The sequence below is a fragment of the Microbacterium caowuchunii genome, assembly GCF_008727755.1.
In the GTDB taxonomy this organism is placed as follows: Bacteria; Actinomycetota; Actinomycetes; order Actinomycetales; family Microbacteriaceae; genus Microbacterium; species Microbacterium caowuchunii.
In genome coordinates this window covers 347,546-360,149 of record NZ_CP044231.1, presented here as the reverse complement: position 1 = coordinate 360,149, position 12,604 = coordinate 347,546, and the positions used below count along the sequence as shown (strand labels likewise).

The window sequence follows — 12,604 nt, the reverse complement described above, 5'->3', positions numbered from 1 at the left end:
GGGATCCCGGAACGGACGGGTCCGCCGCGCGCAACCCCATCGCCGCCCGGATCGCCGGCGCCTAGGGTCCTCGGCATGAGTGAGATCCGCACAGACACCTCGGACACCCCGCGCCCGCGCCGGGCGATCGTCACCGGCGCCGACTCCGGGATCGGCCGGGCCACCGCCGTCGCCCTCGCCGCCGCCGGCATGGACGTCGGGATCACCTGGCACACCGACGAGCAGGGAGCGCAGGACACCGCAGCCGAGGTCCGCGCGCACGGGGCACGCGCGGTCGTCGCCCGCCTCGACGCGTCCGAGATCCCGGCCTGCGGCGACGTCGTCGATCAGCTCGCCGATGAGCTCGGCGGTCTCGACGTGTTCGTGAACAACGCGGGCACCGGCGCCTCCACGCCTCTCCTCGAGATGTCCCTGGAGGAGTGGCGCCACGTCGTCGACACCGATCTGACCGGGCCCTTCGTCTGCATCCAGCGCGCGGCGCGGCGCATGGTGGCCGCCGGGCGGGGCGGACGCATCATCGGCGTCACGAGCGTGCACGAGCACCAGCCGCGCGTCGGCTCCAGCGCCTACGACGCCGCCAAGCACGGGCTGGGCGGTCTGATCAAGACGGCGGCACTGGAACTCGGCCGCGACGGGATCACCGCCGTGAGCGTCGCCCCGGGCGAGATCGCGACGCCCATGACGGATCAGACCGATGAGGACCCGACGACGAAGGACCGTCCCGGGATCCCGCTCGGCCGTCCCGGCGATGCCCGCGAGATCGCGGCGGTCATCGCGTTCCTCGCCTCGCCCGACGCGAGCTACATCACGGGCACCTCGATCGTCGTCGACGGAGGGATGCTGCAGATGGGCCCGCAGGGCGGGTCGCACATCACCTCGCACGAGTGGCGAACCGTCTGATGGATCCCGAGGACGAGACGGCCGCCGGGGATCCGGCGTGCTGGCTCGCGATCGTCTGCGAGGAGTGCGGCGCCATCCACGAGGGCGCGGGCGACACCGCGCACGCGCACGGATGGGGACCCGATGGCGGCTGACCTGTGCGGGGTGCTCGGCATCGACCTGCCCATCGTGCTGGGCCCCTTCGGCGGGTTGTCCTCGGTCGAGCTCGTCGCGGCAGTCAGCGATGCCGGGGGTCTCGGCTCCTACGGCCTGTACGGCTACGACCACGGCCGCATCCTCGAGGTGGGCGGGGCGCTCCGTGCCGCGACCGCCCGGCCGTTCGCCTTGAATATCTGGCTGCCGCTCCCCGATGAGCAGGATCCCGATCCCTCCGTCGTGCGGCGCGCGGCGGAGGCGCTGCGCCCGCTCTACGCGGACGTGGGGCTGGACGTACCGGCGGATCTTCCGGCGACCTACCTCCCCGCCGTCGGGGAGCAGTGGGAGGCGGTGCTGACCGTGGCTCCGGCCGCCGTCAGCACCGTCTACGGCGTCCCCTCCGCGACCATGCTGAGACAGGCGCACGACCGCGGGATCGCCGTCCTCGGCACCGCCACGACCGTCGCCGAGGCGATCGTCCTGGCCGAAGCGGGTGTCGACGCCGTCGTGGCGACCGGTTTCGAGGCGGCGGGACACCGGGTGTCGTTCCTCCGGCGCCCGGAGGAGTCGCTCGTGGGCACCTTCGCCCTGGTCCCCCAGGTGGTCGATGCCGTGGACGTCCCGGTGATCGCCGCTGGAGGCGTGGCGGACCGGCGCGGTGTGGCGGCGGCGTTCGCCCTGGGCGCGGACGGCGTCCAGGTCGGTACGGCGTTCCTGCGCACCCGTCAGTCCGCGGCGACGGATGCCCACCGCGACGCCATCGCCCGGGTCTCCGCGGACGGCACCGTGCTCACCCGCGCCATGAGCGGCCGACTCGCACGCGGCGTGCCCAACCGGGCGGTCGCAACAATCGAGGAGGGCGGTGTGATCGCGCCGTTCCCCGCGCAGAACTGGCTCACCGGCCGCTTCCGCGCCGAAGCCGGCCGCCGCGGCATCGGCGAGCTCGCCTCACTGTGGGCCGGCCAATCCTCCCCCCTGGCGACGCGCCGGGAGGCCGGCGAGGTCTTCGCCGAGCTGGCCACGGGGATCCCGTCTGCCGGCACGGACAGACCATGACGCGGGGCCCCGGCGCATTCCAGTCCCCCTGGCACAGAGCGGGGACACGGGTCGGCGTCGTCCTCGCGGTCTTCGTCCTGGTGACGGTGACCGCCGGGGCACCGGGGACGTGGCCCTCGTCTCCGGCGATCGGCTGGATCGCCGCGGCCGGGACCTACTGCCTGTGGGAGTGGACCACCGTGTTCCGCCTGGATGCGCGGGACACCGCCGGTCACGCGACGCGGGAGGACCCCACGCGCCCTGTCGCGGAAGCGCTGCTGATCGTGGCCACTTTCGCGAGCCTGGGCGCCATCCTGCTCCTGCTGCTGCAATCCGGCTCAGTGCAGGGAACCAGTGCATTCGTCCTGGCCGGCACCGCGGTCATCACCGTCACCGCGTCCTGGTTCCTCGTGCACGTGCTCTTCGCGCTGCGCTATGCCGCGCTGTACTACGGCGCTGGGGGCACGGGTGTCGACTTCAACCAGCCGGAGCCGCCCCAGTACCGGGACTTCGCCTACCTGGCGTTCACCCTCGGGATGACCTATCAGGTGTCCGACACGAGTCTCACCACGCCTGCGTTCCGCCGGCAGGTGCTCCGGCACGCCCTGCTGTCGTATCTGCTCGGCGGTGTCGTGATCGCATCCGCCGTGAACCTCATAGCCAGCCTCGCCCGTTGACGGGCCGGGCCGGCGGCCGTGCGGGGGCCCGCCGGCCCGGGCCGCTCAGGCGTACAGGCGCTGGAGGCTGCGAGCGACGACGGCGGGTTTGGTGCCGCCCTCGGTCTCGATCGTCACGTCCACCGTCAGCTGGTAGCCGCCGGCGACCTCGGTCACCTCGGCGATGGTCCCCGTCATGCGGATCCGGTCGCCGACCTTCACGGGCGACACGAATCGCACCTTGTCCAGGCCGTAGTTGACCTTCGTCCCCACGCCCTCCACCTCGAACAGCTGGGTCCACAGGGGGATCAGCAGGGAGAGGGTCAGGAAGCCGTGGGCGATGGGGGCGCCGAAGGGGCCGTCCTTGGCCCGTTCCGGATCCGTGTGGATCCACTGGTGGTCATCGGTGGCGTCTGCGAACGTGTTCACGCGGTCCTGCGTGACATCCATCCAGTCCGAGTAGCCGAGGTCGGCGCCGACCAGGGTGGGGACATCGGCGTAGGCGACAGTCGTTGTCATGGGAGAGCTCCTTCGTGGTGGGACGGTCAGGGTCGGACGGATGCGGATCAGCCGGCGTCCCCGAGCCGAAGCAGCCGGACCGCGTTGTCCTTCATGATCCCGGGCAGGACCTCCGGCTTGAACGCCACCTGCTCGGCGTCGCGGATCCAGCGATCCGGGGTGATCATCGGGAAGTCGGAGCCGAACAGCACGCGCTTCTTGATGATCGAGTTGGCGTAGCGGACCAGCTCGGCGGGGAAGTACTTGGGACTCCAGCCGGACAGGTCGATCCAGGTGTTGTGCTTGTGCGTCGCCACCGAGAGCGCCTCGTCCTGCCACGGCACGGAGGGGTGCGCCATGATGATCTGCAGCTCCGGGTGCTCGGCGGCGACGATATCGAGCAGCATGGGGTTGGAGAGGGCCAGCTGCAGCCCGCGCCCTCCGCGCATCCCGGCACCGATCCCGGTCTGACCGGTGTGGAACAGCGCGACGACGCCGGCGTCCTGCAGCGTCTCGTAGAGCGGGAAGTAGACCGGATCGCTCGGGTCGAACCCCTGGACGGTCGGGTGGAACTTGAAGCCGCGGACACCGTGGTCTTCGATCAGGCGGCGCGCCTCGGCCACGGCGGTCGGCTTGAGCGGATCCACCGAGCCGAACGGGATGAGCACGTCGTTGTTGCGGGCGGCCCCCTCGGCGATCTCGCTGCTCGAGATGGCTGCGTGGCCGAAGTTCGTCTCCGCGTCCACAGTGAACACCACCGCGGCCATCTTCCGTTCGCGGTAGTACGCGGCGACGCCGTCGATGTCCGGGCGCGGCCCCTCGGTGCTGAAGTAGGACGCGGCCGCGTCGGCCAGGTCGTCCGGGAGGGACGAGTGTCCGTGCGCGTCGATCTCGATGTGCACGTGCACGTCGATGGCGGTGATCGCGTCGATGTCGATCGCGGGTTCGTAGCGGGTCATGCTCACTCCGTCGTGGCGAGGTTCGATGAGGAAGTGGCGTCCCGCGACTGCGGCGGGACGCCCGGCGTCAGGCCTGCGGACGCTGCAGTTCCTCCGGCAGCGGCGGGAACCGCTCGCCGACGCTCTGCAGGTTCTCGGCGAGGATGGCCGGGCCCTGTTCGGCGAGGGCCTCCGCGGTCCAGCCGCCCTCGCGGTACTCGGTGACGACGGGTTCCGGGTGCGACCACACCTGCAGGCGGTCGCCGCCCACGCCGATCGCCTGTCCGCTGATGCCTGCCGCGGCATCCGAAGCCAGGTAGGCGATGAGGCCCGCCACGTCGGCGGAGGTGCCGAAGCCGAGATCGTGGCGGAAGAACGGGGGCATCGCCTCGCCCTTCGCATCCGCTTCCACCGCCGCGGCGAAGTACGGGACCGTCGCGGTCATCGCGGTCGCGGCCACCGGGATGACGGTGTTGGCGGTGATGCCGGCCCTCTTCAGCTCGAGCGCCCAGGTGCGCACCATGCCGGCGATGCCGGCCTTGGCCGCGGCGTAGTTGGTCTGACCGAAGTTGCCGCGCTGGCCGGTCGGCGAGCCGATGCAGATGATCCGCCCGGCCACCTGGTTCTCGCGCATATACCGCGCCGCAGCGCGCACGCAGGTGAACGTCCCCCTCAGGTGCACGTTCACGACGAGGTCGAAGTCGTCGTCACTCATCTTCCACAGCACGGTGTCACGGAGGACTCCCGCGTTGGTGACGAGGATGTCGAGGCGGCCGTAGGTGTCGACAGCCGTCTGCACGAGGAGTTCGGCCGTCTCGGTGGGCCCCACCGGGGCGACGACGGCCACCGCGCGACCGCCGGCCGCTTCGATCGCCGCGACGGCGTCGGCCGCGACCTGCTCGTCCACGTCGTTGACGACGACGGCTGCACCCTGCCGCGCCAGTTCCTGGGCGTAGGCCAGACCCAGGCCACGGCCGGATCCGGTGACGATGGCGACTTTGCCTTCGAGCATCATGGAAAACTCCTCTGTTCACTCACATGAAAACGTAAACGATTGAGGAAGTCAACTATTGACGCCGCCGGATCCGGGCTTCACCCTCCGCCGAGCGCGGCGACGACCCGCGAGGGCGCCGGGCGGCCGAGTCGGGACGCCATCCAGACGCTCGTCTCGACCAGCGCCCCGAGGTCGACGCCGTGCCGGATGCCGAGTCCGTCCAGCATCCAGACGAGGTCCTCGGTCGCGAGGTTCCCCGTCGCAGACAGGGCGTACGGGCACCCGCCCAGCCCCCCGGCCGAGGCGTCGAACGTCGTGACGCCGGCACGCATCCCCGCCTGCACGTTCGACAGCGCCTGTCCGTAGGTGTCGTGGAAGTGCAGCGCGATCCTCCGGAGGTCGGCGCCCGCCTCCGCGAACGCGGCCAGGAGGGCGGTCACGTGCCCCGGCGTGCCCACCCCGATGGTGTCGCCGAGCGAGAGCTCCGAAATGCCGGCATCGAGCAGGCGCATCCCCGCGTCGACCACCTGGGAGAGGGGCACCGCGCCCTCCCAGGGGTCCCCGAAGCACATCGAGACGTACCCTCGGACATCCATCCCCTCCGAGAGCGCGGCGCGGACCGTGGGGATGATCATGTCGAACTGGCCATCCAGGGACCGGTTGAGGTTCCGCTGCGCGAACGTCTCGGTCGCGCTCGCGAACACGCCGATGTGCCGCACGCCGGCGGTGCGTGCCCGGTCCAGCCCGCGCTCGTTCGGGACGAGCACAGGCATCGTCACCCTGTCGTGGTCATCGGCCGCGAGCGCCGCGATGACCTCTTCCGCATCGGCGAGCTGCGGGACCCAGCGCGGATGTACGAAGCTGGTGACCTCGATCGCGGACAGTCCCGCCCGGCGCAGTCGGCGGATGAACGCGACCTTGTCCTGCACGTCCACGACCGTCGACTCGTTCTGCAGGCCGTCCCGCGGCCCCACCTCGAAGATGCGCACGGCGGACGGCATCCCGGGATCGATCACCACCTGCGGCAGCGTGCGCTCAGTCATCCTCGGATCCCACCCGGAAGAGCCGGTCGCCCAGCTTCACCTGCTGTCCCGCGACCACCGCCACCTCCTCCAGCCTGCCGGCCAGGGGCGCGGTCAGGGTCAGTTCCATCTTCATCGCCTCGATGATCCCCAGGGCCGTCCCCGCCTCGACGAGGTCGCCGACCGCGGCGAGCGTGCGCAGCACGACCCCGGGCATCGGCGAGAGGACGGCGCCGTCGCTGACCGCGGCGGCCTCCGCACGGTCGCGGCGCGCAGGAAGGGCGAAGACGTGCGTGTGTCCCAGGTATGCCACCCGCACGGCGTCCGCAGAACTCTGCACCACGGATCGGCGCACGATCCCGTCGAGCTCGAGGTCGAGCAGACCACCGCCCTCCCGCACCTGCCGGACCGTGTGTCGCTGCCCGCCGATCGTGACGAGCCCGTCCGCCGCCGCCACGGAGACCTGGGTCGGCTCGCCGTCGATCACGAGGGCGCTCGTCCACGCCTCGGCCGGCCGGCCCATCCGCCATCCGTCCGCGATCCCGAAGGGATGCGGCGAACGCGGACGGGATGCGGCGAGCGCCCACGCGGCGAACACGGCGGCCGTCCCGGACTCCGGTGCGGCGACGGCATCGGGCGTGGCATCCAGGAACGAGGTGTCGATGTCGGCATCCCGGAACCGCGGGGATTCGGCGAGTGCGCGCAGGAACCCGAGATTCGTGGTCACGCCGATCACGGCGGATCCGGCCAGGGCGTCCGCCAGCGCGCGACGTGCGTGCTCCCGCGTCGGACCGTGCACGATCACCTTGGCCAGCATCGGGTCGTACGCCGTGCCGACGTCCTGGCCCACCTCGAGCGCGGTGTCCACCCGCGCGCCCTCCGCCCAGCGCAATGCGGTGACCCGCCCGGCCTGCGGGAGGTAGCCGTGGAACGGGTCCTCCGCGTAGACCCGCGCCTCCATGGCATGCCCGGACATCCGGATGTCGTCCTGGGTGAACGGGAGGCGCTCCCCCGCCGCGATCGCCAGCTGCAGTGCCACGAGGTCCCGTCCGGTGATCAGCTCGGTCACCGGATGCTCCACCTGGATGCGGGTGTTCATCTCGAGGAAGAAGATCTCGTCGCCGGCGACGAGGAATTCCATCGTCCCGGCGTTCACGTATCCGACTTCGCGGGCGAGGGCGATGGATGCGGTCGTGAGCCGCTCCCGCACCTCCGCGGAGATCGTCGGTGCGGGCGCCTCCTCGATGACCTTCTGGTGCCGCCGCTGGGTGGAGCAGTCCCGCTCGAACAGGTGCACGATCCCGCCGTGGGCGTCGGCGAGGATCTGCACCTCGACGTGCCGCCCGTGCGGGAGATACCTCTCCACGAGCAGCGTCCCGTCCCCGAACGAGGACAGCGCCTCGCGTTCGGCGGCCTGGAGGGCATCCGGCAAGTCGGCGGCGCGGTGCACGATACGCATCCCCTTGCCGCCGCCGCCGGAGGCCGCCTTGATGAGCACCGGGAAGGCGGATTCATCCGTCCCGGCGCCGTCGGCGACCGCCGGGACGGAGGGGATGACGGGGACGCCCGCGCGGACCGCGAGCTCCCGGGCTGCGTCCTTGCGCCCCATCGCCTCGATCACCTCCGGCCCGGGTCCCACCCAGACGAGACCCGCGTCCTGCACCGCCTGGGCGAACCCGGCTCGCTCGGAGAGGAACCCGTAGCCGGGATGGACGGCTTCGGCACCGGTCGCGCGCGCCGCCGCGAGGATCGCCGGGATGTTCAGGTAGGACTCGGTCGCCGGGGCCGGCCCGAGCCGGACCGCCGCGTCGGCCGCCCGGACGTGCGGCGCGCCGCGGTCCGCATCGGAGTAGACGGCGACGGTGCGGAGCCCCCGGGATCGCGCCGCACGGATGATCCGCAGCGCGATCTCGCCCCGGTTGGCGATGAGGAGTGTGGTGAAGGACATGGCGCTCACATCCGGAAGACGCCGTAGGCGGGCGCCGGAACGGGGACGGCTGCGGCGATGGACAGGCCCATCCCCAGCACCCGCCGGGTGTCGAGCGGATCGATGATGCCGTCGTCCCAGAGCCGCGCCGTCGCATAGTAGGGGGAGCCCTGCTCCTCGTACTGCTCGCGGATGGGGGCGCGGAACGCCGCCTCCTCCTCCGGGGTCCAGGTCCCGCCGGACGCCTCGATGGCGTCGCGGCGCACGGTCGACAGCACCGCGGCGGCCTGATCCCCGCCCATGATCGAGATGCGGGCGTTCGGCCACATCCAGAGGAACCGCGGATCGTAAGCCCGTCCGCACATGCCGTAGTTCCCGGCTCCGTAGGAGCCGCCGATCACGACCGTGAACGTGGGGACGACGGAGCCGGCGACGGCGGTCACGAGCTTCGCGCCGTCCTTCGCGATGCCCGCGTTCTCGTACTCCTTGCCCACCATGAACCCGCTGATGTTCTGCAGGAAGACCAGCGGGATGCCGCGCTGGTTGCACAGTTCGACGAAATGGGCGCCCTTCAGCGCGGACTCCGAGAACAGGATGCCGTTGTTGGCCACGATCCCGACCGGGAACCCCCAGATCCTGGCGAAGCCGCACACCAGGGTGGTCGCGTAGAGCTCCTTGAACTCCTGGAACTGCGAGCCGTCCACGATCCGCAGGATCACCTCACGCACGTCGTAGGGGGTTCGCGGGTTCGTCGGCACGATGTCGTAGAGCTCGTCCGGGTCCGCCTCCGGCTCGTCCGGGTCCGCCGCCCGGATCCCCGGCTCGTGCCCGCGCTCGAACGTCCCGACGATGCGACGGACGATGTCGATGGCGTCGTCGTCGTCCTCGGCGAGATGGTCGGCCACCCCGGATGTGCGGGCGTGCACGTCACCGCCGCCGAGCTCCTCCGCCGTGACGACCTCCCCGGTCGCCGCTTTCACGAGGGGCGGTCCGCCCAGGAAGATCGTGCCCTGGTCGCGCACGATGACCGTCTCGTCCGACATGGCGGGGATGTAGGCGCCGCCGGCGGTGCAGGATCCCATGACCGCCGATACCTGCGGGATGCCGCGCGCGCTCATCTGCGCCTGGTTGTAGAAGATGCGCCCGAAGTGATCCCGATCCGGGAACACCTCGTCCTGCATGGGCAGGAATCCGCCGCCGGAATCGACCAGGTAGAGCGAAGGCAATCCGTTCCGCAGGGCGATCTCCTGCGCCCGGAGATGCTTCTTGACGGTCAGCGGGTAGTAGGTGCCCGCCTTCACGGTGGCGTCGTTGGCGACGATCATGCACGGGCGGCCCTGCACGAGCCCCACTCCGGCGATGACCCCGGCACTCGGGACCTCGCCGCCGTACATCCCGTACGCCGCCAGGGGTGCGATCTCCAGGAACGGACTGCCGGGGTCGAGGAGGCGGTCGACGCGGTCGCGCGGCAGCAGCTTCCCGCGGCTCAGGTGCTTCTCCCGCGCGGCATCCGAGCCGCCCCTGCGCACCACCGCCATGCGCTCCTCGAGCTCACGGACCAGGTCCCGCATCGTCTCGGTCATCAGCCGTCCTCCTCGCGAATCCGCTGCTCACCGGAACGACGCCGTCGCGGCCCTCACGACGTCGGTGCCGAACAGGGCGGCGGACAGCCGCACCATCTCGGGGCCCTCCGTCGAAATGCGGGCCACCAGGTCGCGGTTGAGCAGTCTTTTGGTCTCCCGCAGCCCCTGCGGCTCGGCGAGCAGCAGGTCGGCCACGATCCCGTCCACGGCGGCATCGACGTCGTCCGCCGGGGCGAGATGGCCGACGAGCCCGCAGGCGCGGGCTTCCCCGGCCCCGAATCTGCGCCCGGTGAGCATCAGCTCCGAAGCGGCGCGCGCCGCCATCCTGGGCAGGATCGTCAGGCTGATGACCGCCGGGGCGAGACCCAGGCGCGCCTCGGTGAGCGCGAAGTGCGCGTCGTCCGCGGCGACCACGATGTCGCACGCGGCCACGAGGCCGATCCCGCCGGCGCGGACGGCGCCGTGCACCCGCGCGACGACGGGCTTCCCCCCGCCGGCGATCAGCGCCTGCGCCGTCACGATGCCCGCGACGATCCCCTCCATCCGGCCCCCGGTGGAGCGCAGATCCGCACCCGCACAGAAGGCCGGGCCCTCCGCGTCCAGGACCACGACGCGCACATCGTCACGGGACTCGGCAGCGCGCAGGCGCATCGCGAGCCCGGCCAGGAGTTCCTCGGACAGGGCGTTCCGGGTCGCCGGGGAACGGAGGGTGATCGTGGCGCGGCCGCGAGCGTCCACCCGCATCCGCACGGGTCCCGGCTCGTCCGCGACGTCGCGGACGGAAGCATCTTCCATCCCGCTAGGTTACTGATCAGTAACCGAATTCGTCCAGCCCCCTCCGACCCGGGCGGAGACGACTCCTAAGCGATGGGGTGGTCGTGCACCGCGGAACTGGAGCTGGCGCCGTTGAGTTCCAGGTAGAGCTGGCGCTCGGTCACCGACAGCGTCATCGTGTTGCGCCGCTCGAGGGCGGAGACGGCCGTGTCGATGAATCCGGGGTCGAAGCTGTGCAGGACGATCGACTCGGCCCGATGGATCCGCTTGCCGGCCAGCGGCGCGAGGACCTTCACGGGATCCCGGTGCGTGTAGATCGCCACCCGGCCCGCGAGCTTGCTGCCGTAGTGCAGGCGCGCCGCATCCGGCGCCCCCACCTCGATCCAGGCGGTCAGCGCACCGGTCAGGTCGCGCACGAGGACCGCCGGCTCGTCGGTCTGGGAGATCCCCTCGCTGAACGAGACGCCCTCCTCGTACTCCAGCAGGTAGGCCAGCACGCGGGTGACCATGTAGGCGTCGGTCTCGGAGGGATGCCGCGCCACGCGGAGCATGAGCTCCTCGTAGACACCGCGGTCGACATCGGCGAGCTGCACCGCGAACGTGTGGATCATTGCGCCGATGGCCATGGGATTCGAGCCTACGCGCTGGCGCGGGGCATGCCCGCACCGGGCGGCAGGTGAGCACGCGGGTGACGCCCGGGGTGATTTTCCGGCAAGCCGACCTGGCCCTCCGGCCGGGATCGCCATCATGGAGACGCCCACCTCGAAAGGACCTCACCGTGAACGCCGTATCGACCCCCGAAAAGACCGCCGTCAACGGCATCCGCATCGCCCTCGGGATCGGCGGCATCCTGTCCGCGATCGTCGGCGTCCTGATCCTCGTCTGGCCGGGCAAGACCGCCATGGTCGTCACGGCGATCATCGCCGTCTACGCCGTCGTCGCCGGCCTCGTCTACGCCGGTCTCGGCATCTTCAGCAAGAGCAAGGGCGGCTGGGCCCGCGTCGGGCACATCGCCCTCGGGGTGCTGTTCATCATCGCCGGCATCATCGCCTTCATGAACCTCTCCCAGACCGCGGTCGGGCTCGCGGTGTTCCTCGGCCTCCTCGTCGGGTTCATGTGGATCATCGAGGGCGTCGTCGCGCTGTCGACGCTCGGCGAGGGCCCCAAGGGCTGGGCGATCTTCTACGCGATCATCTCGATCATCGCCGGCATCACCCTCCTGTTCTCCCCGGGCTGGGGCGCCGTCGTGCTCTGGTGGCTGCTGGGCATCTCGCTCGTCGTGCTGGGCCTGGTCAACGTCGTCCGCGCGTTCACCTACGGCAAGAAGGCCCGCTGAGCATGCCGGCGGAGCTCGACGGACTCCACAACTTCCGCGACACCGGCGGCCTGCCCCTGACGGACGGCGGCTCATCCAAGCCGGGCGTGCTGTTGCGCTCGGACGCGCTGAGCGGGCTCACCCCCGCGGGGCTGACGGCGCTGGCGGCCACCGACATCGGCGTGATCGTGGACTTCCGTACGCCCGAGGAGCGGCAGTCCGCTCCCGATCGTCTGCCCACCTCCCGCCCCCTCCAGGTCGTGGAACTCTCGATCCTGGAGGGTGCGATGGCCGACATGGCCGCCCGCTTCCTCGGGCCGGACGCCTCAGCCGATCCGGAGGCGATCGCCCAGGCGATGGCGGCCATCCCGACGCTCGGCGACATGTACGTCGGGATGCTGCAGCACGGTGCGTCCGCGTTCGCGCAGGTGGCGCGGCTCATCTCCGTCTCCCGCGACGACGCCCCGACCGCGGTGCTCGTCCACTGCACGGCGGGCAAGGACCGCACGGGTGTCGCGACCGCGCTGATGCTCGACGCCGCGGGGGTGGAGCGCAGTGCCGTCGTGGCGGACTACGCGTTCTCGCAGGAGAACCTGGCGGGACCGTGGGCGGATGGGATGCTGCACATGATCGCGTCCTTCGGGATACCGGTGACGCCGGAACTGCGCACCCTCGCCACGGGGACCCCGCCCGACGCGATCGAGCAGGCTCTCGCCTGGACGGACGCCGGGTTCGGCGGCGCCGCCGGATACCTGCTCTCGGGCGGCCTCACCGAGGATGAGCTCGCCGCGATGCGCGAGCGCCTCGCGGGCTGACCCGCCTCGACC

At 71.3% G+C, this 12,604-nt stretch carries 14 protein-coding genes; 6 read left to right on the top strand and 8 right to left on the bottom strand.

Going from position 1 to position 12,604, the window contains the following annotated elements; all coding sequences use genetic code 11:
* Positions 1 to 75 precede the first annotated feature (75 nt).
* Genes F6J84_RS01665 through F6J84_RS01655 form a run of 4 tightly spaced genes read left to right on the top strand, consistent with a single transcriptional unit; the run spans position 76 to position 2,747 of the window.
* Positions 76 to 900, top strand: a complete 825-nt coding sequence (locus F6J84_RS01665; protein ID WP_150970882.1) for an SDR family oxidoreductase — start codon at positions 76 to 78, stop codon at positions 898 to 900.
* Positions 885 to 1,034: a hypothetical protein gene (locus F6J84_RS15400; RefSeq protein WP_191905724.1), complete on the top strand. Its 150-nt coding sequence runs from the start codon at positions 885 to 887 to the stop codon at positions 1,032 to 1,034. The genes F6J84_RS01665 and F6J84_RS15400 overlap by 16 nt, the downstream gene beginning before the upstream one ends.
* Positions 1,024 to 2,091 carry an NAD(P)H-dependent flavin oxidoreductase gene (locus F6J84_RS01660; RefSeq protein ID WP_150970881.1) on the top strand — a complete coding sequence of 356 codons (1,068 nt, stop codon included), beginning with the start codon at positions 1,024 to 1,026 and terminating at the stop codon, positions 2,089 to 2,091. The genes F6J84_RS15400 and F6J84_RS01660 overlap by 11 nt, the downstream gene beginning before the upstream one ends.
* Entirely contained in the window at positions 2,088 to 2,747 is a 660-nt protein-coding gene (locus tag F6J84_RS01655) for a DUF1345 domain-containing protein (RefSeq protein WP_150970879.1), read from the top strand. Before F6J84_RS01660 ends, F6J84_RS01655 begins: the two co-directional genes overlap by 4 nt.
* A gap of 45 nt (positions 2,748 to 2,792) precedes the next feature.
* Here F6J84_RS01655 and F6J84_RS01650 read toward each other — a convergent pair whose 3' ends face one another.
* From F6J84_RS01650 to F6J84_RS01615, 8 genes are all read right to left on the bottom strand, one after another.
* Positions 2,793 to 3,245: a MaoC family dehydratase gene (locus F6J84_RS01650; protein WP_150893526.1), complete on the bottom strand. Its 453-nt coding sequence runs from the start codon at positions 3,243 to 3,245 to the stop codon at positions 2,793 to 2,795.
* A gap of 47 nt (positions 3,246 to 3,292) precedes the next feature.
* The gene (locus tag F6J84_RS01645; RefSeq protein ID WP_150970877.1) at positions 3,293 to 4,183 is read right to left on the bottom strand and encodes an amidohydrolase family protein; all 891 of its coding nucleotides are present in this window, start codon (positions 4,181 to 4,183) and stop codon (positions 3,293 to 3,295) included.
* A gap of 67 nt (positions 4,184 to 4,250) precedes the next feature.
* Complete coding sequence (locus F6J84_RS01640; protein ID WP_150970875.1) at positions 4,251 to 5,177, bottom strand: SDR family NAD(P)-dependent oxidoreductase; 927 nt, start codon at positions 5,175 to 5,177, stop codon at positions 4,251 to 4,253.
* 77 nt (positions 5,178 to 5,254) lie between these two features.
* On the bottom strand, positions 5,255 to 6,199 hold the full coding sequence (locus F6J84_RS01635; RefSeq protein ID WP_150970873.1) for a hydroxymethylglutaryl-CoA lyase: 945 nt from the start codon (positions 6,197 to 6,199) through the stop codon (positions 5,255 to 5,257).
* Positions 6,192 to 8,126, bottom strand: coding sequence for an acetyl/propionyl/methylcrotonyl-CoA carboxylase subunit alpha (locus F6J84_RS01630; protein WP_150970870.1), 1,935 nt, complete (start codon positions 8,124 to 8,126; stop codon positions 6,192 to 6,194). The genes F6J84_RS01635 and F6J84_RS01630 overlap by 8 nt, the downstream gene beginning before the upstream one ends.
* 5 nt (positions 8,127 to 8,131) lie before the next feature.
* Positions 8,132 to 9,688, bottom strand: a complete 1,557-nt coding sequence (locus tag F6J84_RS01625; RefSeq protein ID WP_202980465.1) for a carboxyl transferase domain-containing protein — start codon at positions 9,686 to 9,688, stop codon at positions 8,132 to 8,134.
* 27 nt (positions 9,689 to 9,715) lie between these two features.
* Positions 9,716 to 10,483 (bottom strand): enoyl-CoA hydratase-related protein, encoded by a 768-nt coding sequence (locus F6J84_RS01620; RefSeq protein WP_238702559.1) that lies wholly within the window; start codon positions 10,481 to 10,483, stop codon positions 9,716 to 9,718.
* A 65-nt stretch (positions 10,484 to 10,548) separates the two neighbouring features.
* Positions 10,549 to 11,088, bottom strand: a complete 540-nt coding sequence (locus F6J84_RS01615) for a YaeQ family protein (RefSeq protein ID WP_150970868.1) — start codon at positions 11,086 to 11,088, stop codon at positions 10,549 to 10,551.
* 152 nt (positions 11,089 to 11,240) lie between these two features.
* Between F6J84_RS01615 and F6J84_RS01610 the strand changes: the two genes are divergently transcribed.
* Positions 11,241 to 11,798 (top strand): HdeD family acid-resistance protein, encoded by a 558-nt coding sequence (locus tag F6J84_RS01610; protein ID WP_150970866.1) that lies wholly within the window; start codon positions 11,241 to 11,243, stop codon positions 11,796 to 11,798.
* Between the two features lie 2 nt (positions 11,799 to 11,800).
* The gene (locus F6J84_RS01605) at positions 11,801 to 12,592 is read left to right on the top strand and encodes a tyrosine-protein phosphatase (protein ID WP_150970864.1); all 792 of its coding nucleotides are present in this window, start codon (positions 11,801 to 11,803) and stop codon (positions 12,590 to 12,592) included.
* Positions 12,593 to 12,604: the final 12 nt, after the last annotated feature.